Below are 24,822 nucleotides of genomic sequence, written 5' to 3'. Positions count from 1 at the left end.
CCGGGCCGGTGCGCAGGCGGGGCGCAGGTGAGGCTGGACGCAGCGTCCGGCTGAGCCGTCAGTCGGGGCGCAGCGTCGCCGGTGCGGGTCAGGCGGGGCGCAGCGTCGCCGGCGCCGGGAACGGCACCACGATCTCGCGGCCGACCTCCTCGATCGCGTCCGTGAGCGCGGTGGACAACACGATCCGGTCCTCGTAGAGGTGGGAGATCCGCACCACGGCGTCGCGGCCGTTCTCGTGGAACAGGAAACGCTCCATGAGGAACCGCAGACCGATCCCCTCGAGTACGTCCTCCGCCCTGTGCCAGTCGTCGACCGGGTCGAGCGGGCGGCCGAGCCGGTCGATCGGCACGAGCAGCGGCTCGGCGGTGGTCATGTCGATCCAGCCGATCAGTTCGCCGTCCTCACGGCGGTGCGGGATCCACGCCTCGGGGATCATGTGGGCCCTCCCCCCTGGTCTCTACTGGTTGCACTCACCGCGGCGCTGGGCGCGATTCGCCTCGGCAGGTGCGACCGCGAGCACGGTGAGTGCGACCACAGCGGGCGCGGGCGGTCAGAACTTCCGGAAGCTGTGACCGAGCAGCCGCTTGCCGCCCTCGGCGAACTTGCCCGCCCGGGCAGCGGTCGGCAACAGCGACAGCGCGTTGAACCGCGAGGTCAGGTGCAGACGCGCGGCCCGCTCGGCGCTCTTCCAGCCCCGGGCGGCGAACGCGTCGGCCTCACCGGCGAAGAAGCGGGCCTCCTCGTCGAAGCGGCGGCCGTCGAGCGCGCGTACGGACGAGTCGGAGGCGGAGTGCCGGCGGTAGAGGAACGCCAGGGTCGGGTCGTAGACCATGTGTCCGCCACCGGTGATCACGTCGACCAACAGCGCCAGGTCCTGCACCACGTCGAGTCCCTCGCGGAACCCGATGCGGCGGATCCACTCGGAACTCCACGCCAGCGACGGGAAATAGGTCCAGTTCCCGTGCATCAGCGAGGTCATGAGCTTCTCGCCGTGCAAGACCGTGCGACCGTCGGCCTTGGGCGAGGTGAACGCCTTGACGGTGTCGGACAGGGGCCGCACGGGGGCACCGTGCTCATCGATGACGCTGACGCCGACCTCCATCACGGCGGCGTCGGGAACGGCCGCGAAACCGTCCGCCACCACCTGCAGGTAGTTGGGCAGCATGACGTCGTCGGCGCCCATCACCACGACGATCGGCGCCGTGACCATCTCCAGGCACTTGCGGTAGTTGCCGTTGGCCCCGAGGTTGGTCTCGTTCTTCTCGTAGGTCACACGCTCGTCGCGCGCGGTGATCTCCCCCATATAGCGGGCCGGCTCCGGGTCCGGGTAGCCGTCGTCCACCACGACCAGACGGAAGTCGGTGTAACTCTGAAAGAGGACACTGTCCACAGCCTTCTTGAAGTGGCCGACATCCCCGTAGTAGGGGAGCATCACATCGATGGCCATCGGGGAACCGCCGTCCTTCTCGTCACAGGGTTTTCCGTTCGATCGCATAGTATCGACCGGCGATGAGCAGTGACAGTGAGCGACTCCCAGGACCCTCCGGTACGGCCGGGGGCGGCCCCGTAGGCAACCGTGACGTCTGGCTGGTCGTCCCCTGCTTCAACGAGGGCACCGTGATCGAGGACGTCCTCGGCACCGCACGCAAGACGTTCCCCAACATCGTGGCCGTGGACGACGGCTCGACCGACGACTCCGCGGCGGCGATCCACCGTGCGGGCGCACACCTGGTCAGGCACCCGGTCAACCTCGGGCAGGGGGCCGCCATCCAGACCGGTGTCGAGTACGCCCGCGCGCAACCCGGCGCCCGCTACTTCGTCACCTTCGACGCCGACGGCCAACACCAGGTCAAGGACGTCCTCGCGATGGTCGAGCGGCTGCGCAGTGAGCCCGTGGACATCGTGGTGGGGACCCGATTCGGTCGCCCACGCCGCGAGGGCGACCAGGTGCCGCTGATCAAGCGGATCGTCCTCAAGACCGTCGTCATGCTCAGCCCACGCACCCGCAGGCTCGGCCTGACGGACGCCCACAACGGACTGCGGGTGTTCAACCGGCGCGTCGCCGACGACCTCAACCTGCGCATGAACGGCATGAGTCACGCCAGCGAGTTCGTGGAACTGATGGACAGCCGTGGGTGGCGCGTGGCCGAGCAGCCCGTCGACATCCTCTACACCGAGTACTCCATGTCGAAGGGGCAGTCGCTGCTCAACGGGATCAACATCCTCTCCGACGGCTTCGTGGGAAAGAGGTTGCCGCGATGATCAAGGCACTGCTGCTGCTCGCCGGCGCCGCGCTGGTGGCGTTCTTCCTGGCCAACCGGCGCAAGGCGCGGGCCAAGGCCGGGGTCAAGATCGGCTTCGTGTTGTTTGTGGTGTTCATGGTCTATGCCGTGATGCGCCCGGACGATCTCACCGTGGTGGCCAACGCGCTGGGCGTGCAGCGCGGCACGGACCTGGTGCTGTACGCACTGGTCATGGGCTTCGCCTTCGTCACCGTCTCCACGTACGTGCGCTTCCGCGAGCAGGAACTGCGCTACGCCAGGCTGGCCCGGTCCATCGCGCTGCAGAACGCGGTGCGGCCGGAGGACGAGCCCCACGCGACCGCGGTGATGCCCGCCGCGGACGACGACGACCGCCCGCGACGGTGACCGGGCGGTCGACCCCCCGCGCGGAGGTATGTGGCTCGGAGGTACGTGGCTCGGAGGTACGTGGCTCGGAAGTTCAGGGCTCGGAGGTTCGCGCCGAGGCGGGCCGGCTCGCGCGCCGGCTCGAGGTGGCGAGAACCCGGCTCGACGACGACGAGGTGAGCGACCTCCTGGCCCCCGCCCTCGCCAGGGTCACCCGACTGCACGAGATCGCCCGGTCACTGGCGGACGGCACGACATCCGACGCCGCGGCCGCGCGGGCCGTCCGGGAACTGGCCGAGACCCAAGAGGCGCGGCGACCCAGGTGACCGGAGCCCGGCCGGAGAACCCGCCGCCCGGGCAGGTGCGGTCGCTTCTCGAGCTGGCGGCCCGGCTGGTGGCGGCGCGTGACGCCCTCACCACGGCGCGGGACGCGCTCGCGTCGTCCCCCACCCGCTCGCCCGCCCTGACCGCCCTGGCCGAGGCGGTCGACGGCGAGGTCAGAGGAGTGGACGAACTCCTGGCGGGTGTCTACAGGCTCGTCGAGCTCGCCGAGGACATCTGGGACGACCTCGACGGCCCGGACCCGGTGCCCGTCGAGGAGCGGGACCGCCTGCGTGCCTCGCTGGACCGGGCCGTCGACAACGCACTCAACGACCTGTCCCGGATGGCCGGGACGGGCGTCGCCGGGGTGGCGGGCGCCGCGGGCGAGGTGGGTGTCGCGGAGAAGTCCGGTTCCGGGACCCTCGACACCCGGGCCACCGTCGCGGCCTGGGCGGGGGCCACGCCGGATCAGGTGTACTCCAGCATCGAGCACATGAGCACAGCCGACCGGCGCCTGCTCGCGCTGACCGAGCCCGACGCCGTCGGCGGGACCTACGGCGTGCCGTGGGCGGTGCGTGCGCGCGCGAACTCCGTCCTGGTGCGCCGTGCGCTGCACCGCGAACAGCTGGCCGGGACACCGTGGAGCCCGCGGATCGGGCGACTGGAGACCATGGCTCGACGGGCACCTCGTCGTCGTCGGTCGTTCGTGGGGTTCTCCCCGCTCCGGGGCGGGCGGATGATCGAGGTGGTGGGGGACCTCGGTCCGCACACCGAGGCGGTCGCGGTCTACGTTCCCGGCACGGGCACCAATCTCGACATGTCGCACGTCAACACCGACGTCGCCGTGGACCTGGTCGAGGCCGGCGGTGGCCGGCTGGCCGTGGTGGCGTTCCTGGACGGCGAGTTCCCGCAGGACATCATGGCCGACGCCGGTGACCCGCGCTACGCCGAGGCGATGGCGCCCCGCCTGGTCCGGTTCTGCCTGGAGGTGGACCGGGTGATCGAGATCGAGTGCCCGGGCGCCGCGCTGACCGTGGTGGGCCACTCCTACGGCGGGCGCATCGTCGGGACCGCCGAGCGGCTGGGCCTGCGCGCCGACCGGGTGATCTACGCCGAGTCCCCGGACCTCGGGGTGGGCGTGTCCGGGCCGGCCGACTGGCGGTCCCCCGGCCCGGTGCGCAGGTTCTCGTTCACCGCCCCCGGGGACCCGGTCGAGCTGCTGCAGATCAGGTCCGGCCTGCGGTGGAGGTGGTCCACCTCCGACCTGGCCGACAGCGCCACCCGCCTCGACACCGGGTACTTCGCCGACGGCACCCCCGTCTACGGCACGCGAGGACACGGCGGGGTGTTCGACCGGGGCTGCGGCGCGTTCGACGCCATGCTCGGCGTGATGCTCGGCGGCCTGGTCCCGCTCTGGCGCGACCGCGGGATCCGTGCGCGGCACACGGGTGTCCGACCGGGCGACGACGGTCGGGTCCTGCCCACCGTGTGGCGTCACGTCACCGGGTTGTGGCTCCGACGGGCCGACGACCCGTACGGCGACGCGGAGGTCGTCTGGGAGGCACCGGAACGCCTTGTCCCGGTTCCGCTCTCGACACGCGCGGCGAAGCGCGGGGTTGTCGCCGACACCGGGGGTGCCTGATACTGGGGCCCATGGCTCCGCTCGACACCAGGTTCTCCCGCCCCTCTGCCACCGCTCTGGGGATGGGTGCGCTCGGCGTGGTCTCCGTCGGCCTGATCTCGACAGGGCTCTGGTACGACTCGCACCGCAGCGCACAGGCGGTCGAGCGGGCACGCGAGCAGGTCACCTCCGCCCAGACCGCCTTGGCCTCACCGGAGCCCGTCGCCGCGACCACCTCCGACCCGGACGCCGGGAGCGGAACTCCCGAGCCGACCGAGACCTCCACCGGGTCCCCCGCCGAGAACCCCGAGCCCGCGGTGGGCGCCGGGGCCGGGGCCGGGACCGAGACCGGGCCGTCGACGGTGGCGGTCGAGCGGACCCCGGCCCCCGCGCCGCGGTCCGCCACTTCAGTGGCGGTCGCCCCGCGACCGGTCGGTCAGGCGCCCGCGCCGACCCCCGTCGCCGCGCAGGCGACCCCCGCCACCGCAGGCGGCGCCACCGACACGACCACCGGGGACGCCACCGGGGAGCCCTCGGAACAGGAGATCACCCAACCGGTCGAACCCGCCCCCGCGCCGGGAGGAGTCCTACCGGGGCTCATCGACCTGGTCCGCCCGTTCCTGCCGCAGCCCGTCGTTCCGCAGCCGGACGCGGCGCGGCAGGCGCCCGCGGCCGAGACCGCGACCGGCGCGGCGGCCGAGGGGCCCGGGCTCACGCCCTGAAATAGTCCACGGTGCGGGCGACGCCCTCGGTGATCGTCACCCGCGGCGTCCAGCCGAGCACCTCGGCGGCGCGACCGGCGTCCAGCGCGGACCGCGCGACGTCACCGAGTCGGGCGGGGGCGTACTCGGGGTCGTCCCCCGATCCCGCGGCCGCGGCCACCAGCGTGTGCAGCTCGCGATCGCTGGTCTCGACGCCGGTGCCCACGTTGAAGCGCAACCCGGCGGCGGCCGGAACGGTCGCGGCACGGACGAAGGCGTCGACCACGTCGTCGACGAACACGTAGTCCCGGGTGTTGCCCCCGTCCCCGAAGACCCGGGTCGGATCCCCCGCGAGCAGTCGCTGGGCGAAGATCGCCACCACCCCGGCCTCACCGTGCGGGTCCTGGCGTGGTCCGTACACGTTGGCCGGGGCGACGCCCGCCCACTCGATGCCGTAGAGCTTGGCGAACATCTCGAGGTAGACCTCGCCCGCGACCTTGCCCGCCGCGTACGGGCTCATCGGGTCCACCGGCCGTGACTCGGCCACCGGCAGCTCGGTGACGGGTCCGTAGATCGATCCCCCCGAGGAGGTGAAGACGATCCGCCGCACCCCTGCCCGTCGGGCGGCCTCGGCAAGCCGGACGGTGCCCACCACGTTGACCTCGGCGTCGCGGACCGGGTCCTCCACCGACAGGCGGACGTCGATCTGCGCGGCCAGGTGGAACACGACCTCCGGGGCGAGGTCCGCCATCAGGTCCCCGATCACGGGGTCGGTCAGGCCCAGCTGACGGAAGGTGAACCGCGAACCGGCCTCGCGGGCGCTCGTGAGGTTCTCCAGCCGGCCCCGTGACAGGTCGTCCACGACCGTCACCTCGTGTCCCTCGGACAGCAGGCGGTCCACCAGCGTCGACCCGATGAACCCGGCCCCACCCGTCACGAGTGCCCTCATTGGAGATCCCCTCCCGATGCGCGGCGATCCCGCCGCGACGCCCTGTCGGACGACAGCCCCCAGGATACGACCCGTCCCGGGTCGGGTCGCTCACTCCCGGCCGTACAGCGCGGTGGCGCGGGTCAGCGGGGTCCGCTTCTCGGGCGGGAACGGCGAGTCGGACCGGATCCGCTCCAGCTCGGCCTCGGTGAAGGCGGCGCGGACGGCGAAGATCCGCACCTGGGAGTCCGAGTAAACCTTGACCAGGCCGGGGGTCTGGTCGAGCCGGAGCAGGTTCTCATTGGGCTTCTGGAATCCCCAGTAGTTCGGGGGGCTGACGTACACGTAGGTCACGCCGAGTTCGTCGAGCGCGTCGTCGACACGCGGGTCGGTCCCCGCCCGGTCCATGGAGCGCAGCAGGAAGTGGGTGAGCGGGGCGGTTGGCCCCGACTGGAGGTAGTGGCGTGCGGTCGAGGGCAGACCGTCGGTGGCGTACATCCACCCCGACCCCTCGTCCGGGTTGGTGTAGATGAGTCCCGAGTACGCCTGCGGCTGCTCGGAGAGCCATTCGAAGGCCCGCAGATCGTGACTGTCGACCATCCGGCCCGCCCGTTGGTTCGCGCCCGCCGCCGCGGCGTACTCGGGCGAGGCCTGGACCACCCACGACCCGGTGGCCACCAGCGCGCCCAGCGCTACCGCGACCCGCAGGCCCGCCGCACCGGTCCCCCGCGGGTCGGTGATCGGGTCGATCAACCGGGCCGTCCACCCCGCCAGGGCCTGGACGGTCACCCCCACGCCCACGCCGACGGCGGCCGCCACGAGGACCGCAAGGAGCACCCCGATCCGGCGCGGGTCGTTGTAGTAGATGCTCCCGATCCCGCGGAGGGCGCCGCCGGTCCAGTTGCCGAACGTGCTCATGGAGTTGACGCACACCACGAGCACCCCGCCCCAGAGCAGGAGCGGCCACAGCACGAGGCGGCGGAGCATGACGATCACCCCCAGCACCGCGAGGGCCAGCAACACCCAGCGCACTCCCCAGTCCTGCACGTGCCGCACCTGGAGCGCCAGGGCCCGACCCCAGACGGCCGCCCGGTCGGCGTTGATCTCGAACTCGAACGCCGAGATCTCGTCCGCGTCCTCGGAGACGGTGAGGACCTGGGGCAGCAGCGTGAGCACACCCGCCAGGCCGATCCCGGCCAGGACGACGAAGTCCCGCAGCCGGCCCCGGACCGGGCGCCACAGACCCTCGAACAACCACCAGAACAGCACGAACACCGCGGCGGTCACCATGGCCGACGGGTGGATGCCCCCGACGCCGACCAGGCCGAGGGCGGCGGCGGGCACGAGACGTCGGTCGGCCAGCGCGGCCACCACGACCGCGGCCACCAGGCCCGCCAGCCCGCTCGCCACGCCGGAGGGGGTCGCGGCCACCATGACCTCGACGAACGGCAACCCGGGGAAGAGCGGGGTGGCCAGGGCCGCGACCGCGGCCGACGTGGCGGCGGCCGGTCGGGAGAAACGCCGGTGGGTGATGAGCCAGGCGAGCGCGGCCACACCGAGCGGGAACGCGATCGCCATGGCGCCGATCTGCACCAGGTTGTAGGTCTCGACCGCCCCGATGCCGCGTAGCCCCATGACCAGGGCGGCGACCGCGTGCCAGGTGCTCGGGTAGTAGAGGGTGGCCCCGTTCTCCGGGAACCGCAGCTCGCCCGCCTGGTCGGGGGACGCCAGGCCCGTGTCGTGGATGAACCGGATGTAGTTGGCGTGCCAGTGGGCATCCCAGCCCTGGAAGACGTTGCCGGTGCCGCCCGGGGTGGCCGAGAGCTCGGTGAGGATCATCTGCCCGATCAGCCACGCGCTCACCGGGATCGATGCGGCCGGCAGCAGCCACCACCACGAGCGGCGGGCGCGCGGGCTCTCCCCCACCCGCCCGCGACGGCGACGCCAGAACCACAGCGATCCGGAGATGAGCAACCCCACCAGCCCGACGATCACCGCGGTGACCGCCGTGGCGACCGCGTACGCGCCCAGCGACCACGGCACACCCGACCGGCCGTACGCATAGGTGGCGATCGTGACGATCCCCGCGGACACGGGGATCGACGTGCCCACCGCCAGCCGGAGCGGGAGCCGTGCGGCCAGTCCCACGATCAGCCCGGGGACCACGAGGAGTGCGATGAGGGTCAGCATGACCATCGCGATGTCGATGACCCGCCTCCGTCCCTGTCGTACTCATCCGATCCGACCATTATGGTCCACCCGCTCCGCGGCCCTCAGCGCGGGACGAGGACTCCGACCGGTCCGCTGCCGATGCACAGCTCCGAGACTCCTTCGCGTGGGGAGACGGTCAGCCCCGTTCCCCCTCCCTCGACCCTGACGACGACCGTTCCCAGGCCCGCCGACACCGGCACCGTCACCTCGGCGCCCTGGTCGAGGCGGACGTCCACCTCGCCGTCCGCGTCGGCGAAGAGATTGAGCTGGACGAGCCAGTCCCGGTCGATCAGGGGGCCGTCGAGCGGGATCCGGGCACCGCCCCCGGAGACCCGGTAGCCGCAGTCGGGCTCGGGCCCCTGGGGGATCGTCCGGAGCGCCGCGACCTCGGCCGGATGAAGGGTGCCGAGGGCGTCGATCAGGACCGGATCAGTGGTCCACCCGGCCACCGGTGGGATCCCGGGTACACCCGCGAGCAACGACGAGAGCCGGTGTGACGGTGCGGTGACCGGGAGGAGGACCTCGAGCGGGAGATCCTGGTCGAGCAGCGGGGCGCTCCGCTCACGCAGGGTCTCGAGCAGCGGGAGGGCGTAGTCGCGGGAGGGTTGTTCGGCCCACGTCGTCCGGTAGGTGAGAGTCGAGGCCACCGACGAGGCGAGCAGCACGATGAGCGCCACCACGCCCGCCGACACCATCCTGCGTCCGGTCGCGGAGGTATCCCGTCGTGGCGCCGACAGCGCCAGTGCCGCGGCGGCGCCCAGGACCAGCGGGAACTCGGCGTGATACCGGAGGGTCTGGACGATCTCCGCCGCGGTGTCCGGGCCTGCCCTCCCCACGGCGACCAGCACCACGGAGAGCAGCGGGTACAGCGCGACCACCGCCCAGAGCGCCCCGGTGCGCCGACGGGTGGCGAGAGACCACGCCAGCACCCCGGCACACGCGAGGACACCGAGGAGCACGGCGGCGACCGGCGGGTCCGCCATCGGCGGCCCCGGGTGCCACCGGTCCCACCGCCACGGGCCACCTCCCAACGTCGGGATGACGGCCAGTCTGTAGGTGTGGTCGACGAGGTCCGGGAACCCCGGGCGCGTGCCCTCGACCTCACCGAACGACCCCCGACCACCGAGACGACCGACGACGACGAGGAACACCGTCGCCCACACCACGAGCACGGCCCCCTGGGCAGCCCAGGCCATCCGCGTCCGCCGCCAGATGACAACCGGGGTCACCGACCCACTCCGGCCGACCCACCACCAGCCCGCCAGGACGGCGGCCGCGACCACCGGAACGAGGACGGCCTTCTCCACGAACAGCAGGCCGACCGCGGTGGCCAGGACCGCGCCCACCGCGTGCCGTCGGCGTCCCGTCTCGGCCAGCCGGATCGTCGAGGCCACCGACCACGCCATCGCCGCGGTGAGCGGCAGCGCGTTGAGAGCGGCCGCCCACCAGGTGGCGGCCGGCAGACCGAGGGGGATCGCGAGCGTCGCGGCGAGCGGGACCAGCAGCACCGGCCGCCCCCGCAGCAGCACCCACACCATCCGGGCGAGCGCCGCGCCGGCGAGGAGTTGCAGTGCCGCGATCTGCACCAGCGGGACACGGAAGTCGAGCGGGGCCGTGTGGGCCGCGACCCACGCCAGCGCCATCCCTCCGGGCATCAGGTGGCCGTCGTGGTCGGAGAGCAGCAGCCCCGGGTCCGGGAGCCGGTGCGCGGCGGCCCTGCCGTGCAGGATCAGGTCGTCCCAGTAGAACCAGCCCGCGGCCGCCACCCAGGTCCGGAGCGCCGTGAAGACCACGATGATCACCACGCACGCCGCCACCACGCGGGGCGCCGTGCGGGCCGCCTCGCCGGGATCCCGCCGCTGCGGCCCGGAGTTCACCGGGTCGTGGGCTCTCGGCTGGGTGTCGGCGTCGGACGGCATCGGCGCCAGCGTAACCGGACGGGGGGTCGCGGTGTCGGACGGTGTCGCTAGGGTGCGTGCATGGCATCACGGACCTCCCGAGCCACTTCGAACGCACGAAGAACTCGGGGAACTCGATCAACTCGAACCACTCGCGTCACAGTGGTCTCGGTGTTGGCGGTCCTCGTCTTGGCGGGGTTGGGCCGGTGCGCGGATGTCGAGCAGGAGATGGGCGGCGGAGTCGGGATGCCCGTCTCGTCGTCGTCGCTCGCGCCACCGCCCCCTCCCCCGATGTCGGATCCGGCAGCCCCGCCCGTCCCCGAACCCGCGCCTCCCGAGCCGGCGTCGACCGAGGCCGTCCCGTCGGGTGATCCCATGGTCGCGGCCGCACGGGTGGCCCTACCCCAGCTGGAGATCAAGGGACGCGCGCCCAAGACGGGATACGACCGTGACCTGTTCGGACAGGCGTGGTCCGACGACGTCTCGGTGGAGTTCGGACGCAACGGGTGCGACACGCGCAACGACATCCTGCGTCGCGACCTGCAGGACATCACGGTGCGACCGGGGACCCGGGACTGTGTGGTGCTCACCGGGGTGCTGTACGGGCCGTATACCGGGGAGCGGATCGAGTTCGTGCGGGGTCAGGACACCTCGTCGGCGGTGCAGATCGACCACGTGGTGGCCCTCTCGGACGCGTGGCAGAAGGGCGCCCAGCAGCTCACCCCTGACCAGCGGCGCGACTTCGCCAACGATCCGCTCAACCTGTTGGCGGTGGCGGGTCACGCCAACCAGAGCAAGAGCGACGGTGACGCGGCCACCTGGCTGCCCCCGCGACGGGAGTTCCGCTGTCCCCTGATCTCGCGGCAGATCCTGGTCAAGGAGCGCTACGGACTCTGGGTGACCCCGGCCGAGCACGAGGCGATGGAGCGGGTCCTGGCCGGCTGCGGTTGAGCTCAGAAGTCGAAGAGGCCACCGTCGAAGAAGCCACCGCCGCCTCCGCCGTCGCCGCCGAACAGGCCGCCGTCGAAGAACCCGCCGCCGTCGCCGCCGCCGCCGTCCCCGCCCATGAGCCCGCCGTCGAAGAAGCCGTCGCCGCCCTCGCCGCCACCCACGTCGCCGCCGCCCATGTCGCTGACGTCCGCGCCCCCCTCGCCGACCCCGGCTGCGAAGTCTTCGCCGGAGTAGCCGACGCCCGCCATGCCGGCGAACATCATGTTGAACATCATCATCGAGCCCATCATCCACATGCCCGTGGCCAGGGCGGAGGCCCACCACGGCTCCGAGTACCACCCGGCGGGCACCGGTCGGCCGGCCACCACACCGCCCGGGTAGTAGTGCGGGGTCTTGTCACTGGGCTCGGTCGCCGCGGTCATCGTGCGGCCCTCGACCTCGACGGTCCGGTCCTCGGTCACCCGGCCGGCACGTTGCTGTCCTTCGGTCGTGGGCAGCTCCGGACCGGGGTCCAGCCCCATCGCCGAACGCGCGGCCCGCACGTAGTAGAGACCCTCAAGGGCGGTGTCCTTCGCGAGCTCTGTCTGGACAGGCGTGCGCGCGTTCTCCAGCTCCGTCACGGCCGCGGTGTAGCGCTCGGAGGCGTCCGCCATCGCCTGCTTGGACGCCTCGTCGGTGCCGTCGAGGTTGAACACCTGACCGCCGAGCCGTTCGACCCAGCGCGCGGCCTCGGCGCGATAGTCCTCGATATGGCGGTTGTGCTGCATTTCCAGCTGGGTCTGGCCCTTGTTCTGGCTGCGGGAGACCACGGCGACAGCAACGGCGATCACTGCGGCGATGAGGAGGAATTCCACGGATCGACCTTTCTCGGTACTACTTCACCAGCGTACCGAGATTGTGTCCCGCCGGTCAGCGTCCGCCGGGCTCGGTGGGCGCGGTCCGATCGACCCCCAGTTCCGACAGCACGGACTCGGTGTCCGCACCGTGGGGTCGGGGACCGAACCGCACGGATCCCGGGGTGTCGGACAGCTTGATCGGGATTCCGACACCGCGGTACCCGTCGCGCTCGACGACCATCTCGCGATGCAGCACCTGGGGCATGGACAACGCCTCACCCACGTGGTTCACCGCCCCGGAGGGCACCCCGACCGCGCGGAGTCGATCCGTCAGGTCGTCACGACGGAGACCTGCGACGAGACCCCCGAGGATCGCGCGCAGCTCCTCCGAGTGGGCCAGACGGTCCGGGTTCGTGAGGAAGCGGGGGTCGTCGACCAGTGCGGGCGCGTCCAACGCCTCCGCCAGCGCCCGGAACTGACGATCGTTTCCGGCGCCGATGAAGAACGGTCCGTCGGAGCAGGTGAAGGTCTCGTACGGACAGATGGTCGGGTGCGCCACCCCGGTGCGCACCGGGGCCTCGCCCGTGGCGAACCACGTGCCGGCGTGCGGGTGCAGGATCGACACCGCGTTGTCGAGCAGGGCCAGATCGACGAGCTGGCCGCGCCCGGTCGTGGTCCGCACGTGCAGCGCCATGAGGATGCCACTCATCGCGTTGAGGCTGGTGACGATGTCCACCAGCGGGATCCCGATCCGCATTGCCGCCCCGTCGGGCTCGCCGTTGATGCTCATCAGCCCCGAGAGTCCCTGGAGGACCGCGTCGTACCCGGGTGCGCCTCCGAGCGGTCCGTCGACCCCGTAGCCGGTGATGCGGCAGTGGACCAGTCGTGGGAAGCGCTCGGCGAGCTCGCCGTCACCGAATCCCCACTTCTCCAGGGTGCCGGCCTTGAAGTTCTCGATGAGCACGTCGGCGTCGTCGAGCAGCTTCTCCAGGACCTCCCGCCCCTTGTCACTGCGCAGGTCCAGGCTGATGTGCCGTTTGTTCCGGTTGAGCCCGTCGAAGTACGCGCTGTGGTCATCCCGCACGAACGGTGGCCCCCAGCCACGGGTCTCGTCCCCGCCCGGCGGTTCGACCTTGATCACGTCCGCGCCGTGGTCGGCCAGCATCTGACCGCACAGCGGTCCGGCGAGGACCCGGGCCAGATCCACGACGCGGATGTCGGTGAGGGCACCGGTCCGTGGTGGCTCGGCCTGTGGTGACTCGGTCGGGTGCGGCTCGTTCGGGTGCGGCTCGGTCGGGTGCGGCTCGGTCACGGGCTCAGTCTCCCGGTGCACGGCCGGGGCCCCCACCGTCGCCACCGACCCTGCCGAGGGTGACCAGGTCGAGCCACGTGGCGGCGGCGCCCTCGACGGCCGCGCCCTGGACGACCATGGGCCATGCGCCGTCCATCCCTCCGGCGACCGCGGCGTCCGTGAGCAGGGATTCCCAGAAGGCCGCCGATCCGAATTCACCGCGCCACTGCAGAGCGGGCAGCGTGAGGCGGTGCAGGGTGTGTTCGTACGTGGTGCCGATGGCCCCGTGGACCTGGTGGGCGTTGCGGACGGCGACCGCGACGGCCTGAGAGGCCACACTGCGGGCCACGGCCACCCGGAAACCCGACAGCGGCCCGGTGAGGTCGGTGGCCATGGCGTCGGCGACGGCCTGGTCGACCGCGGCGCGGGCCAGGACGGTCTCGGCGGCGATGTCCACCACCAGGTTCTGCACGGACTGGAACCTGGCCAGTGCCCGACCGAACTGGGTGCGGTCGGTCGAGTGGGCGATCGCCGACTCCAGCATCCCCTCCAGGGCCCCCACGCACTGCACCGCCCGAGCGAGCGCGCCGCGCAGCACCGCCGCCTCCACGGCGGCCGACTCGACCTCGGTCCACCCCGCGCCCTCGGGCGGGACGACGTCCCCGAGCGGCACGGCGGAGACACCGTCGCCGGCCGTGATCTCCACGTGGCCGGTGTCGATGTCCGCGACCTCGTACCGCGGCACGGCATCGTCGGCTGCTGCGGACCTGCGCACGAGAAGGACGGTGTCGGTCGCCCCGGCCCAGGCCACACGACGCGCGCGACCATCGGGCCCGAGAACGGCCAGGGTCGCCGTTCCGGTGGCCGAGTCGTCCAGGCCCGCCGCGCGGCGCAGGGGCCCTGCGACCAGGTCCGTCTCCGCATACGGGACCGCGACCCCGGCGGCGGCGGACAAGCGCACCAAGGTGGCGGCCTCGGCCCACCCCGCGCCGCTGCCCCCGGTGTCCTCGGGGGCCGTGAGTCGGCCGATCCCCACCTCCGAGAGGGCCTGCCACACGATCGTCGCGTCGGGCCGGGCGGTGGGGCCGGAGAACTGCGCCAGCACGTCGGCCATCATCGACTCGAGGTCCTGGTCGATCTCGAGACCGACGCTCTCGCCGCCTTCGCGGGTCCCGGTGTCCGTCGGCTTCGCGTCCCCCGCCCCCGCGTTCATCGCATGCCCGGTCCCGGCGTTCATCGCATCCCCAGTCCCCGCGCGATCACGCCGCGCAGAATCTCGTTGGTCCCGCCCCGCAGGGTGAAGCCGGGCCGCTGGTGCAGTCCGGCACGCAGGAGATCGGTGAGTTCGGACGCGGCCGGAGCCCCGCCTGCGTCACCGGGTGTGAATTCGTCACCGAGCCGGGCCGAGACCTCATCGACGATGTCGCCCTCGGTGGTGGTGCCCAGGAGTTTGACCAGCGCTGCGGCGTTGTCCGCCGGCTCGCCGCGCTGCAGGGCCCCGGCGATGTTCTGACTCAGGGCGTGCAGGCCCGCCATTCTCGCGACCGAGCGGCCCAGATCCGTGCGGGCGGGCAACCGCCCCTCGCAGACGGCCCCGATCTCGGCGGCGAGCAGGCGGAAGGACGACAGGAACCGTTCGGGCCCGCTGCGCTCGAAGGCCAACTCGGAGTTGACCTGATCCCACCCCTCGCCCAGGGTGCCGAACACGCGGGAATCCGGGACGAACACCTCGTCGAGTACCACCTCGTTGAAATGTTGGTCACCCGACAGAGACACGATCGGGCGGATGGTCACACCCTCGCCACGCAGGTCGACGATGAACTGGCTCAGCCCCGCGTGACGGTCCGAGGTGTCCAGCGGTTCGGTGCGGGCCAGTGCGATGAACGCCTCCGCGTGCTGGGCCCCGGAGGTCCACACCTTCGTGCCGGTGATCTCCCAGCCCCCGTCGACCCGGACGCCCTTCGTCCGCACGCTGGCCAGGTCCGACCCGGAATCCGGCTCGCTCATACCGATACCGAAACAGCACTCCCCCGCGGCGATCCGCGGCAGGAACTCGCGCTTCTGCTCCTCGGTCCCGTACCGCAGCAGCGAGGGGGCGATCTGCCGGTCCGCGACCCACTGCGCGGCGACGGGCGCCCCGACCGCGAGGAGTTCCTCGGTGACGACAAAGCGCTCCAGGTGCGTGCGCCCCCGCCCGCCGTACTCGGTCGGGACCGTCATCCCCACCCACCCCTGCTCGGCGAGCCTACGGGTGAAGTCCTCATCCCACCGGGTCAGCCACGTGTCGATCCACGGCGTCAGCCGCCCGGCGGCGATCTCCGCCGACAGGAACGCCCGGACCTCAGCCCGCAGCGCATCCATCCCCGCCGAAGCCAGAGTGGTCGGTGGGACGAGTGCAGACGTCATCGGTGCTCCTTGGGGCAGGCCTGGCGGTGGTCGTGACGGCGGTTCAGCCGGGCAGCGGTCAATGGGTCAGCGGGTCAGCTCAGCGAGTCACCGGGTCAGCGCCCCTCGTACTCCCCCGCGCGCTTCTCCCCGAACGCGGTGAGCGCCTCGCGGTGGTCGGCGGTGTGGTGTGCGAGTGCCTGCATCGCCGCCGAGAGCTCGAGCAGTGACTCGAGTGACTGGTGCTGGGACTCGCGGAGCAGACGCTTGGCCATCCGGACCGCGTGCGGCGGGTTCTTGGCCACCCGGCCGGCCAGTGCCCGGGCTGCCGGGAGCAGCTCCTCGGGCTCCACGACCTCGTTGACCAGGCCCCACGCCGCGGCCTGCTCGGCCTTGACCCGGTCACCGGTGAGCGCCATCTCCGCCGCTCGAGCCGGGCCGATCGCCTTGGTCAGCAGCCACGCGCCGCCGTCGCCCGGGATGATCCCGAGCTGCACGAAGCTCTCCGCGAACCACGCCGTCGTCGAGGCCACCCGCAGATCGCACATCACCGCCAGGTCGCACCCCGCACCGACGGCCGGACCGTTCACCGCCGCGATCACCGGCACCTCGCAGTGGTACAGCGCCCGCGGGATCCGCTGGATACCGGAGCGGTAACCGTCGCGGAGCTCGTAGGGACTGCCACCGAACATCCCGGCCCTGTCGACCATGTCCTTGACGTTGCCGCCGGCGGAGAACGCCGACCCCGCGCCGGTGAGGACCACGGCCCTGACCTCGTGATCAGCATTGACCTCCGCCACCCGGGCGCACAGTGCGTCGACGATCGCCGGGTCGGAGATGGCGTTGCGGGATTCCGGCAGGTTGAGCGTCCACGTCTCGATGTGGTCGGCTCGCTCGACTATCAGGGGCTGAGAGGTCATGGGCACTTCCTGTAGAGGGGGTCGCAGCCCAACGGTAGCCAAGCGGGTGGCCGCGTCACCACCAATGCCCCGATGCCGCACACTTCCGCAACGGCGCGACCTCGCCGTCGTCGCCCCGGGCTGCTCCACTCCACTGATGAGGATCAGCGGCGCATCAGCCCCGCCCAGAACTCGCTCAGTACCCGGGATGTCGCCTCGGGCTGCTCCAGCGCGGGTATCACCCGTGCTCCGCGGACCGTGCTCTCACGTGCGTCGACCATGTCGGTGGCGACCGCGCGGGCCTGCTCCGGCGTCCACTCGCCGCGGTCGTCGGTGGTGACGAACAGAACCGGGCAGGTCACCGCGAGAGCCGCGCGGCGCAGGTCGGTGCGGTTGAGGATCGCGGTCTCGATCGCTCTGATCGTCGCCGTACGCCCCGCCCGGTCGAGCGAGTCGCGCAGGAGGCCGACGGCCTCACGGTCGTGTGCACGGGTGCGATCCGTGAAGAGGGTCTCCTCGATGGCGGACCTCACCGGTCCGTGGGGGCCGATCAGCCGATAGAGCGGGACCAGCATCCGGACCTTGCGGCGGAGAGCTCGATCGATCGGATGAGTCGGTGCGCTGACGGCGACCAGACTGCGGATGAGGTCGGGCCTGCGCGCAGCCACCTCCAGGCCGACGTGGCCACCCCACGCGTTGCCCAGCCAGTCGATCCCGGCCTGCCCTGACGACGAGCGGATGTGCTCCAGCACCTCGATCGCGGCGTCCGCGCACGCGGAGATGGTCGTCGCCTCGGTCAACGGGTCGCTCCTCCCGCAGGACGGCGCGTCGATCAGGTGGAGGCGGTGGGCGCCCTTCAGCAGCGGAACCAGTCTGTTCCAACTGGCCGAGTCGACGAACATGCTGTGCCACAACACGAGAGGCGGACCCTCTCCGACCACGTCGACGTGCAGTCGCCCGAGCCGCGTCTCAACGAATCCCGAATCCATAATTGACATTACACTCTGTAAAATCAATTCTGTCTAGACTCGGTTCATGGCCAGGACCTACTCTTCGGACCTCCGTGCGGAGCGTGCTCGCCTCAACCGGGCAGTGGTGGTGGACGTGGCGCGGAGGATGTTCGTCGAGCGGGGATGGGTGACGACGACGATGTCCGACGTCGCCTCCGCCGCCGGACTCTCCCGGCAGACCGTCTACCAGCAGTTCGACGGCAAACTCACGCTGCTCGACGCGTGCATAGACCTGGCGTTGTCCGACGGTGCGGACTCGCCTGTCCGCGAATTGCCCGACTACATCAAGATGGGCGAGGGGTCTATCGGGGACCGGCTCGCCGCCGGCGCGAGCTGGCTACGCGGGGCTCACGAGCGATCGGCCACCATCCAGCACGTACTCGACGAGGCCGCGGTCGTCGATGACGTCGCCGCCGTGCGACTGACGGAAAGAGAACGCACCCGGTGGGACGAAGTGCGGTGGGCCTCCGGCCTCATCCTCGGATCCCCTCCCGACGATGCGGTCGTCGACGCGCTGTGGATGCTCACGAGCAGGTCGGTGTGGTTGAGACTGACGCGAGAACGGGGGTGGACTCCGCAGCAGTGGGAGGGGTGGTTCATCCGCCACGCCGCCGAGGAACTGCGTGGCTGAGCACGTCGGGGAGAGGCCCGTGAAAGGTCCCGAGGGACCCAGCGCAGCGAATCAAGCATCCGACTCGGGCACACGACGCACTCCCCACACAGAACGCCCCCGACCCCGGTTTCCCGAGATCAGGGGCGTTCTTCTATCTGAGCCGCGTGTCGGAATCGAACCGACGACCTTTTCATTACGAGTGAAATGCTCTACCGACTGAGCTAACGCGGCGAGCCCTTGTGGGGCGCCGCAACTATATACGACCGACCCGCGCGGTCGAAAAACGCCCGGTACACACGCGTACTGCCCCCCGGCCCTGTCGGCGCACCCGTCGCGTCACCCCAGCGCCTCCCGGATGGCCCCCACCATCGCTGACACGGCGAACTTCGGTTTCACGTTGACCTCGATGGCCGCGCGACACTCCTGAATCGCCTCGATGGCCGCCAACACGGACGCCGGCGAATAGTGCCCCCCGAGGCGCGCCGACTCCTCGGCCTTGTCCGGGTGCACCGGGGCGACGTCCGCGACCCCGAGTCCGGCCATGAGCGCGTCCCGGTAGAAGCCCGCCAGGTCGACCAACGCGAGGTCCAGCGAGTCACGGGTGGAGCGGGTCCGCCGCGACTTCTGCGCCTTCTCCAACTCCTTCACCGCACCCGCGGCGCCGCGACCCGCCGCGACCGCCCCCTTCCCGGTGCCACCCACCCCCATCGCGGTGCGCAGCTCCTCCACCTCTCGCTCGTCGTTCCGGGTGTTGCGCGCGAGCGCCTCCTGCTCGGCGGCGCTGACCAGCCGGTCGGCCAGCGGGAATGCCCGGCCAGGGTTGTGCATGACCATAGGAAGTTCCAACACCACGTCCCGACGCTCGCGGGTGGCCTCGTCGGTGGCCAACCACCTGGCGCGTCCGATGTGTCCGGAGGAGACCGCCGCGGCCCACCGCGCGCGTTCTGGATCGATCCCACCGCCGGCGAGGAGGGCGCTCTCCACGGCGGCCGCGTCCGGCTGGCGCAGGGCCACATTCCTGGACCTGGACCGCAGGGTGACCATGATGTCCATGGGGTCGGTCGTGGGCGAGCAGAGTAGGAAGACCGTGCGACTCGGCGGCTCCTCCACCACCTTGAGCAGCGCGTTTCCGGACTGCTCGGTGAGCCGATCGGCCTCCTCCACCACGACGATCTGCCAGCGCCCGGTGCTGGGGCGGCTGGCGGCGCGGTGGATGGTCTCCTTGACGTCCTTGAGAAGGATGTTGACCCCCTGCGGAGCCAGCAGATGCACGTCGGCGTGGGTCCCCGCCAGCACGGTGTGGCAGGACCGGCACTCGCCGCAGCCCACGATCTCCGGGTGCTCGCACTGCAAGGCGGCGGCGAAACACGTGGCGGCGACGCTCCGGCCGCTCCCCGGCGGACCGGTGAACAGCCACGCGTGGACCATCCGCGCGTCCGACTCGTCCCACCCCTGGCCAGGTACCCGCGCACGCGCGGCCGACGCCGCGGCGGTCAGCTCCGCCACGACGTCGGCCTGACCGGCCAACCGATCGAACACCCCTGGCATGGCCCCACCATATCGCCGCAGTACGTCACACCTGCGTTCCCGTGGCGAGCACCGGGAACTACCCTTGACCCAATGGAGCGTTGGGTCAGGCTGTTCCGGTGGCTGTGGGCCACCCCCTGGCCCGTCTATGCCCTCACGATGGTGCAGGCCAACATCATCGGCGCGGTCTTCGTCTTCGCGTTCCTACGCTTCGTCCTCCCGATGGACCGCTTCCTCGATCTGGACCAGTTCCGGTTCCTCAACCAATACCTGTTCATCGGCTACCTGGTGCTGGCGTTCGTCGGCGGGGTCATCGCGTCGACCCTGCTCCTGCTGCCGGTGCTCCGCGTCGACCGGTCCGGTGAGGAGTTCGGCGGAGCGATCCGCAACCGGGCCCTGCGACTGCCCTTCCACCAGGCGCTCATCTCCGGGGCCATGTGGCTGATCGGCACCGTCGTCTTTGTCGTCGCCAACGTGGCCCACTCGCCCCGCCTCGCCCTCGTGGTGGGCGTGACGAGCATCCTCGGCGGGACCACCACCTGCCTGATCTCCTACCTCCAGGCCGAGCGGATCATGCGGCCGATCACCGTCCGCGCCCTCGCTCAGGGCGTGCCGGCCAACCGGCATGTCCCGGGGGTCCGTCGACGGATCTTCCTGGGCTGGGCGCTCACCACGGTCATCCCCGTCGCCGGGATCCTGCTGATCCTCACCGGGCAGTGGGTCGGACTGTTCGGCGACGACCCCGGGCACATCCTCGTGGCGCTCGCGGTGATGGCCAGCGTCGCCGTGATCGCCGGCGCGATCGGCATGGGCCTGGTCTCGGACTCCATCGCCGACCCCGTCCGCGAGATGCAGGCCGGCGTCGGTCGGGTCAAGAAGGGCGACCTGGAGGCCCGCGTCACCATCTACGACAGTTCCGAGATCGGCCGACTGGGCCAGGGCTTCAACGAGATGGTGACCGGCCTGCAGGAGCGCGAGGCGATCCAGGACCTCTTCGGCCGCTACGTCGGCGAGGACGTGGCGCGCCACGCACTCGAACGAGGGACGGAGCTCGGGGGCCAGGAGCGGCAGGTCGCGGTGCTCTTCGTCGACCTGACCGGATCGACGGAGTTCGCCGCCGCCCACGAGCCGGCCGAGGTCGTCGCCGTGCTCAACGAGTTCTTCCGCATCGCGGTGGAGGCCGTCGACACCAACGGCGGTTACATCAACAAATTCCAGGGTGACGCGCTGCTCGCGGTGTTCGGTGCGCCCATCGAGGTCGAGAACGAGGCCGGACGGGCGCTCCGTGCCGCCCGCGCCCTCCAGAGTCAGCTCGCCGGACTCTCCCCGCTGTCGGCGGGTATCGGGGTCTCCTACGGCACCGTGATCGCCGGGCACATCGGTCACGCGAAGCGCTTCGAGTACACCGTGATCGGGGATCCGGTCAACGAGGCCGCACGCCTGACCACCCTGGCCAAGTCCGAGCAGGGCCACGTCCTGGCATCGGCTGCCGCGATCCGCAACGCCGACGCCCCCGAGGCGGCGAGATGGGTGCTGGGCCGCAGCGTCGAGCTCCGTGGACGCGGCATCATGACGCAGCTCGCCCGACCGCTCCGGCCGACCCTCGCGGACCGGTGGCAGGCCGGGAACGTGGCGCTTCGCCCCACCGTCGAGGGCCTGGACACCGCCGACACCTGAGCAGCTCCCGCCCACCCGCAGGCGTTGGGGCAGCGCCACCGCGGTCGGGTCAGCGCCCCGCGGTGGCCTTCTTGGCCGGCGACTTCCGGGCCGGGGCCTTCTTCGCGGCGGCCTTCTTCGGCGGCGACTTGGCCCGCCGCTCGGACAGCAGTTCCGAGGCGCGTGCGTCGGTGAGCGTCTCCACGGTGTCGCCCTTGCGCAGCGACGCGTTCGACTCCCCGTCGGTCACGTAGGGACCGAATCGCCCGTCCTTGACCAGCATCTGCTTGCCGGAGACCTCGTCGACCCCCATCTCGCGCAGCGCCTTGGGTGCGGCAGCCTGCCGACCCCGACGCTTGGGCTCGGAGTAGATCTTCAGAGCCTCCTCGAGCGTGATGGTGAAGACGGCGTCCTCGGTGTCCAGCGTCCGTGAATCGGTGCCCTTCCTCAGGTAGGGACCGTATCGGCCGAGCTGCGCGGTGATCTCCTCACCACTCGTGGGGTCGACGCCCAGGACCCGTGGCAGTGACAGCAGCTTGAGGGCCTGCTCGAGCGTGACCGTGGCCGGCTCCATCGACTGCATGAGCGACCCCGTCCGCGGCTTGGGTCCGGTGGGGTTGTCGGACTCCTTCTTGGCCTTGCGGGTCACGGCGGACTTGGCCTTGGTCGCTGCCTTCTTGGCCTCGGCCTTGGCCTCGTCGTCCTTCGCGGCCGCCATCGCGGCGTCGCGCTCGGCGTCGATCTTCTTCTTCTCCGCCTCGGCGTCGGCGAGCACCTTCCTGGCCCACTGCGCCTTCTCCGCGTCGGTGGGCTCGGGCAGCTTCTCGGTGACGTAGGGGCCGAATCGGCCGTCCTTGACCACGATCTCGTGACCGGTCTCGGGATCCACGCCCAGCGGACGCCCGTCCTGCGGGGTGGAGAAGAGTTTCTCGGCCACCTCGAGCGTGAGCTCGTCGGGGCTCATCCCCTCCGGCAGGTTGGCGCGCTGCGACTCCGGTTCGCCGTCCTCTCCTTCGACCATGCGCTCGAGGTACGGACCGTATCGCCCGACGCGGACGTGGACCGGCCGCCCCTCGGAGTCGTCGAACACCCGGATCGAGTTGATGCTGCGGGCGTCGATGGCCTCGAGGTTCACGTCGATGAGGTTCTTGAGCCCGACCGCGTGGTCCCCGTCCCCGGCCGACCCGGCGCCGTCGGGGTCACCGAAGTAGAAGCGACGCAGCCAGTCGTCGCGGTTCTCGCGCCCCTCGGCGATCTCGTCGAGCTCGTCCTCCATGAGCGAGGTGAAGTCGTAGTCCACCAGGCGACCGAAGTTCTGCTCGAGCAACCCGATCACCGCGAACGCCACCCAGCTGGGCACGAGGGCGTTGCCACGGGAATAGACGTACCCACGGTCCTGGATTGTGCGGATGATGCTGGCGTAGGTGGACGGGCGGCCGATGCCCATCTCCTCCATGATCTTGACCAGGCTGGCCTCGTTGTAGCGGGCCGGCGGGCTGGTGGTGTGGCCGTCGGCCGACAGGTCCGAGCCCGTGAGCGCCTGCCCCTCGCTGAGTCGGGGCAACCGCCGTTCCGCATCGTCCGCCATGGGCTTGTCGGACGACTCGGTGGACTCCTCCGCCGCCTCGACGTACGCCTTGAGGAAGCCGGGGAACGTGATGGTGCGGCCCGAGGCCGCGAAGGTGGCCCGGCTGTACCCGGACGGGTTCTCGCCCGCGGCGCCCGTGATCCGGATGCTCACCGACGTGCCCTTGGCGTCGGCCATCTGGGAGGCGACCGTGCGCTGCCAGATGAGCTCGTACAGGCGGTACTCCTCGGCGTCCAACGCGCTGTGCAGCTGACCGGGGGTGGCGAAGGACTCCCCGGCCGGACGGATGGCCTCGTGCGCCTCCTGCGAGTTCTTGACCTTGCGGGTGTACTGACGCGGGGTGGGCGAGACGTACTCGCTGCCGTACAACTCCGTGGCCTGCGCGCGCGCGGCCGACATGCCGCCCTCGGACAGCGTCGTGGAGTCGGTACGCATGTAGGTGATGTAGCCGTTCTCGTACAACCGCTGGGCGATGCGCATGGTGCGTTCGGAGGTGTAGCGCAGTTTACGACCGGCCTCCTGTTGCAGCGTCGAGGTCATGAACGGCGCGTAGGGGCGTCGGGTGTACGGCTTGGATTCGACCGAGTCCACCACGAAGTCGGCGCCGTCGAGGGCGTCCGAGAGCGCGCGGGCCGCGGCCTCGCCGAGCACCACCGCGTCCTTGGCCGCGCCGGAGGTCTTGAGACGGCCGTTCTGGCCGAAGTCGCGGCCCTGGGCGACCCGGGCACCGTCCACGGCGGCGAGGCGGGCAGTGAAGCTGCGCGGCTCCCCCGCGTCCCCGCCGGTGGCATGCTGCGTCGTCAGGGTCGCGGTGATGTCCCAGTAGTCGGCGGCGACGAACGCCATGCGCTCCCGCTCGCGCTCGACGATCACGCGGGTGGCCACGGACTGCACGCGGCCCGCGGAGAGCCGCGGCATGACCTTCTTCCACAGGACCGGGGAGACCTCGTATCCGTAGAGACGGTCGAGGATCCGGCGGGTCTCCTGGGCGTCGACCAGGTCGGTGTCCAGCTCGCGCGTGTTCTCTGCGGCGGCGAGGATCGCGGGCTTGGTGATCTCGTGGAACACCATGCGCTTGACCGGGACCTTGGGCTTGAGCACCTCGAGCAGGTGCCACGCGATCGCCTCGCCCTCGCGGTCGGGGTCGGTGGCCAGGAGGAGCTGGTCCACGCCGGCCAGTTCCTTCTTGAGTTCGGCGACCTTCTTCTTCTTGTCCGCGCTCACCACGTAGATCGGCTCGAAGTTGTCCTCAGGATTCACGCCGAGCCGCGCCCACGGCTCCTTCTTGTACTTGGCCGGGATGTCGGCGGCACCCTTGGGCAGGTCACGGATGTGGCCGACCGACGCCTCGACCACGTAGTCGGACCCCAGGTAGGGCTGGATCTTGCGGGCCTTGGTGGCGGACTCGACGATCACCAGGCTCCGCTTTCCGCCCGATGCTGTCTTCTTGCTCGCCACTGAACTGCTCCCAACCTGCGCTGATCCGTCGGCGACGTGTGTCACCGAACTCCGGTCCCGCATACGGTACGCATGCCGGGGCCTGTCTATGAGAATTCATACCAGGCCATCGGTCCTCCACGAGAGTCGCGCTTCACCGGGGAGGGCCCCCGGACCGGCCGACATGTCCTGTCCCCCGGAGGGCTCTCCGCGCGGAGATGGTGCCTAACCACCCTGCGTATGGCGGCGCGCGCGAGGTGCACCTCTCACCGTCCCGCGCGCCGTAGCGGCGGATGAGCCTCTCCGGTGATCGCCCCCACTG

Annotated in this window: 21 protein-coding genes and 1 tRNA gene; 8 read left to right on the top strand and 14 right to left on the bottom strand. The window is 71.2% G+C overall.

Translation table 11 applies throughout. The features are described from left to right. Positions 1-88 precede the first annotated feature (88 nt). Entirely contained in the window at positions 89-436 is a 348-nt protein-coding gene (locus ABIE38_RS10235; protein WP_354055928.1) for a hypothetical protein, read from the bottom strand. A gap of 114 nt (positions 437-550) precedes the next feature. Further along, on the bottom strand, positions 551-1,447 hold the full coding sequence (locus ABIE38_RS10230; RefSeq protein WP_354055927.1) for a glycosyltransferase family 2 protein: 897 nt from the start codon (positions 1,445-1,447) through the stop codon (positions 551-553). Between the two features lie 62 nt (positions 1,448-1,509). Between ABIE38_RS10230 and ppgS the strand changes: the two genes are divergently transcribed. The 5 genes from ppgS to ABIE38_RS10205 all read left to right on the top strand — a co-directional run bounded on the left by ppgS (position 1,510) and on the right by ABIE38_RS10205 (position 5,291). Further along, complete coding sequence (gene ppgS / locus ABIE38_RS10225; protein ID WP_354055925.1) at positions 1,510-2,262, top strand: polyprenyl-phospho-N-acetylgalactosaminyl synthase PpgS; 753 nt, start codon at positions 1,510-1,512, stop codon at positions 2,260-2,262. After that, positions 2,259-2,648, top strand: coding sequence for a DUF2304 domain-containing protein (locus ABIE38_RS10220; RefSeq protein WP_354055923.1), 390 nt, complete (start codon positions 2,259-2,261; stop codon positions 2,646-2,648). The genes ppgS and ABIE38_RS10220 overlap by 4 nt, the downstream gene beginning before the upstream one ends. A gap of 125 nt (positions 2,649-2,773) precedes the next feature. Further along, entirely contained in the window at positions 2,774-2,953 is a 180-nt protein-coding gene (locus tag ABIE38_RS10215; protein WP_354055922.1) for a hypothetical protein, read from the top strand. Continuing rightward, a complete protein-coding gene (locus ABIE38_RS10210) occupies positions 2,950-4,590 on the top strand; it encodes an alpha/beta hydrolase (RefSeq protein WP_354055920.1) in 1,641 nt (546 codons plus the stop codon). The genes ABIE38_RS10215 and ABIE38_RS10210 overlap by 4 nt, the downstream gene beginning before the upstream one ends. 11 nt (positions 4,591-4,601) lie before the next feature. Next, positions 4,602-5,291 (top strand): hypothetical protein, encoded by a 690-nt coding sequence (locus ABIE38_RS10205; protein WP_354055918.1) that lies wholly within the window; start codon positions 4,602-4,604, stop codon positions 5,289-5,291. On the opposite strand, the gene ABIE38_RS10200 is transcribed toward ABIE38_RS10205, so the two are convergent. The 3 genes from ABIE38_RS10200 to ABIE38_RS10190 all read right to left on the bottom strand — a co-directional run bounded on the left by ABIE38_RS10200 (position 5,281) and on the right by ABIE38_RS10190 (position 10,328). After that, positions 5,281-6,219 (bottom strand): NAD-dependent epimerase/dehydratase family protein, encoded by a 939-nt coding sequence (locus tag ABIE38_RS10200; RefSeq protein WP_354055916.1) that lies wholly within the window; start codon positions 6,217-6,219, stop codon positions 5,281-5,283. The two genes, ABIE38_RS10205 and ABIE38_RS10200, sit on opposite strands and share 11 nt — an antisense overlap. A 90-nt stretch (positions 6,220-6,309) precedes the next feature. Continuing rightward, entirely contained in the window at positions 6,310-8,394 is a 2,085-nt protein-coding gene (locus ABIE38_RS10195) for a DUF6541 family protein (protein WP_354055914.1), read from the bottom strand. 77 nt (positions 8,395-8,471) lie between these two features. Next, positions 8,472-10,328 (bottom strand): proline dehydrogenase family protein, encoded by a 1,857-nt coding sequence (locus ABIE38_RS10190; protein WP_354055912.1) that lies wholly within the window; start codon positions 10,326-10,328, stop codon positions 8,472-8,474. Between the two features lie 150 nt (positions 10,329-10,478). Here ABIE38_RS10190 and ABIE38_RS10185 point away from each other — a divergent pair, with 150 nt between their 5' ends. Beyond that, on the top strand, positions 10,479-11,258 hold the full coding sequence (locus ABIE38_RS10185) for an HNH endonuclease family protein (RefSeq protein ID WP_354055910.1): 780 nt from the start codon (positions 10,479-10,481) through the stop codon (positions 11,256-11,258). Positions 11,259-11,260: 2 nt separating this feature from the next. Here ABIE38_RS10185 and ABIE38_RS10180 read toward each other — a convergent pair whose 3' ends face one another. The 6 genes from ABIE38_RS10180 to ABIE38_RS10155 all read right to left on the bottom strand — a co-directional run bounded on the left by ABIE38_RS10180 (position 11,261) and on the right by ABIE38_RS10155 (position 17,658). After that, positions 11,261-12,112 (bottom strand): DUF1542 domain-containing protein, encoded by an 852-nt coding sequence (locus tag ABIE38_RS10180; protein ID WP_354055908.1) that lies wholly within the window; start codon positions 12,110-12,112, stop codon positions 11,261-11,263. A gap of 55 nt (positions 12,113-12,167) precedes the next feature. Next, complete coding sequence (locus tag ABIE38_RS10175; protein WP_354056100.1) at positions 12,168-13,310, bottom strand: CaiB/BaiF CoA transferase family protein; 1,143 nt, start codon at positions 13,308-13,310, stop codon at positions 12,168-12,170. 100 nt (positions 13,311-13,410) lie between these two features. Continuing rightward, a complete protein-coding gene (locus ABIE38_RS10170) occupies positions 13,411-14,598 on the bottom strand; it encodes an acyl-CoA dehydrogenase family protein (protein WP_502914769.1) in 1,188 nt (395 codons plus the stop codon). 20 nt (positions 14,599-14,618) lie between these two features. Continuing rightward, complete coding sequence (locus tag ABIE38_RS10165; RefSeq protein WP_354055906.1) at positions 14,619-15,791, bottom strand: acyl-CoA dehydrogenase family protein; 1,173 nt, start codon at positions 15,789-15,791, stop codon at positions 14,619-14,621. Between the two features lie 95 nt (positions 15,792-15,886). Further along, on the bottom strand, positions 15,887-16,690 hold the full coding sequence (locus ABIE38_RS10160) for a crotonase/enoyl-CoA hydratase family protein (protein ID WP_354055904.1): 804 nt from the start codon (positions 16,688-16,690) through the stop codon (positions 15,887-15,889). A gap of 143 nt (positions 16,691-16,833) precedes the next feature. Further along, complete coding sequence (locus tag ABIE38_RS10155; protein WP_354055902.1) at positions 16,834-17,658, bottom strand: alpha/beta fold hydrolase; 825 nt, start codon at positions 17,656-17,658, stop codon at positions 16,834-16,836. Between the two features lie 46 nt (positions 17,659-17,704). On the opposite strand from ABIE38_RS10155, the gene ABIE38_RS10150 reads away from it, so the two are divergent. Continuing rightward, complete coding sequence (locus ABIE38_RS10150; RefSeq protein ID WP_354055900.1) at positions 17,705-18,310, top strand: TetR/AcrR family transcriptional regulator; 606 nt, start codon at positions 17,705-17,707, stop codon at positions 18,308-18,310. A 140-nt stretch (positions 18,311-18,450) separates the two neighbouring features. Here the strand turns inward: ABIE38_RS10150 and ABIE38_RS10145 are convergent. Further along, positions 18,451-18,523 (bottom strand) — tRNA-Thr (locus ABIE38_RS10145). A 105-nt stretch (positions 18,524-18,628) separates the two neighbouring features. Next, positions 18,629-19,840, bottom strand: coding sequence for a DNA polymerase III subunit delta' (locus ABIE38_RS10140; RefSeq protein WP_354055898.1), 1,212 nt, complete (start codon positions 19,838-19,840; stop codon positions 18,629-18,631). Between the two features lie 72 nt (positions 19,841-19,912). On the opposite strand from ABIE38_RS10140, the gene ABIE38_RS10135 reads away from it, so the two are divergent. After that, entirely contained in the window at positions 19,913-21,496 is a 1,584-nt protein-coding gene (locus ABIE38_RS10135) for an adenylate/guanylate cyclase domain-containing protein (RefSeq protein ID WP_354055896.1), read from the top strand. A 49-nt stretch (positions 21,497-21,545) separates the two neighbouring features. Here the strand turns inward: ABIE38_RS10135 and topA are convergent, their stop codons facing one another. After that, entirely contained in the window at positions 21,546-24,479 is a 2,934-nt protein-coding gene (topA, locus tag ABIE38_RS10130) for a type I DNA topoisomerase (protein WP_354056096.1), read from the bottom strand. Positions 24,480-24,822 lie beyond the last annotated feature (343 nt).

This window comes from Dietzia sp. 2505 (assembly GCF_040546785.1).
Classification (GTDB): domain Bacteria; phylum Actinomycetota; class Actinomycetes; order Mycobacteriales; family Mycobacteriaceae; genus Dietzia.
The sequence above is the reverse complement of the archived record's forward strand: the minus strand, read 5'-3'. Positions and strand labels throughout refer to the sequence as shown.

Bases quoted from the DNA above. Each gene is read 5' to 3' on its own strand.
- ABIE38_RS10170 (WP_502914769.1), bottom strand. From the start codon at position 14,598: ATGAACGCGGGGGCGGGGGACGCGAAGCCGACGGACACCGGGACCCGC.
- ABIE38_RS10135 (WP_354055896.1), top strand. From the start codon at position 19,913: ATGGAGCGTTGGGTCAGGCTGTTCCGGTGGCTGTGGGCCACCCCCTGG.
- ABIE38_RS10205 (WP_354055918.1), top strand. From the start codon at position 4,602: ATGGCTCCGCTCGACACCAGGTTCTCCCGCCCCTCTGCCACCGCTCTG.
- ABIE38_RS10155 (WP_354055902.1), bottom strand. From the start codon at position 17,658: ATGGATTCGGGATTCGTTGAGACGCGGCTCGGGCGACTGCACGTCGAC.
- ABIE38_RS10235 (WP_354055928.1), bottom strand. From the start codon at position 436: ATGATCCCCGAGGCGTGGATCCCGCACCGCCGTGAGGACGGCGAACTG.
- ABIE38_RS10190 (WP_354055912.1), bottom strand. From the start codon at position 10,328: ATGCCGTCCGACGCCGACACCCAGCCGAGAGCCCACGACCCGGTGAAC.
- ABIE38_RS10220 (WP_354055923.1), top strand. From the start codon at position 2,259: ATGATCAAGGCACTGCTGCTGCTCGCCGGCGCCGCGCTGGTGGCGTTC.
- ABIE38_RS10200 (WP_354055916.1), bottom strand. From the start codon at position 6,219: ATGAGGGCACTCGTGACGGGTGGGGCCGGGTTCATCGGGTCGACGCTG.
- ABIE38_RS10150 (WP_354055900.1), top strand. From the start codon at position 17,705: ATGGCCAGGACCTACTCTTCGGACCTCCGTGCGGAGCGTGCTCGCCTC.
- ppgS (WP_354055925.1), top strand. From the start codon at position 1,510: ATGAGCAGTGACAGTGAGCGACTCCCAGGACCCTCCGGTACGGCCGGG.
- ABIE38_RS10230 (WP_354055927.1), bottom strand. From the start codon at position 1,447: ATGGCCATCGATGTGATGCTCCCCTACTACGGGGATGTCGGCCACTTC.
- ABIE38_RS10195 (WP_354055914.1), bottom strand. From the start codon at position 8,394: ATGGTCATGCTGACCCTCATCGCACTCCTCGTGGTCCCCGGGCTGATC.
- ABIE38_RS10160 (WP_354055904.1), bottom strand. From the start codon at position 16,690: ATGACCTCTCAGCCCCTGATAGTCGAGCGAGCCGACCACATCGAGACG.
- ABIE38_RS10140 (WP_354055898.1), bottom strand. From the start codon at position 19,840: ATGCCAGGGGTGTTCGATCGGTTGGCCGGTCAGGCCGACGTCGTGGCG.
- ABIE38_RS10165 (WP_354055906.1), bottom strand. From the start codon at position 15,791: ATGACGTCTGCACTCGTCCCACCGACCACTCTGGCTTCGGCGGGGATG.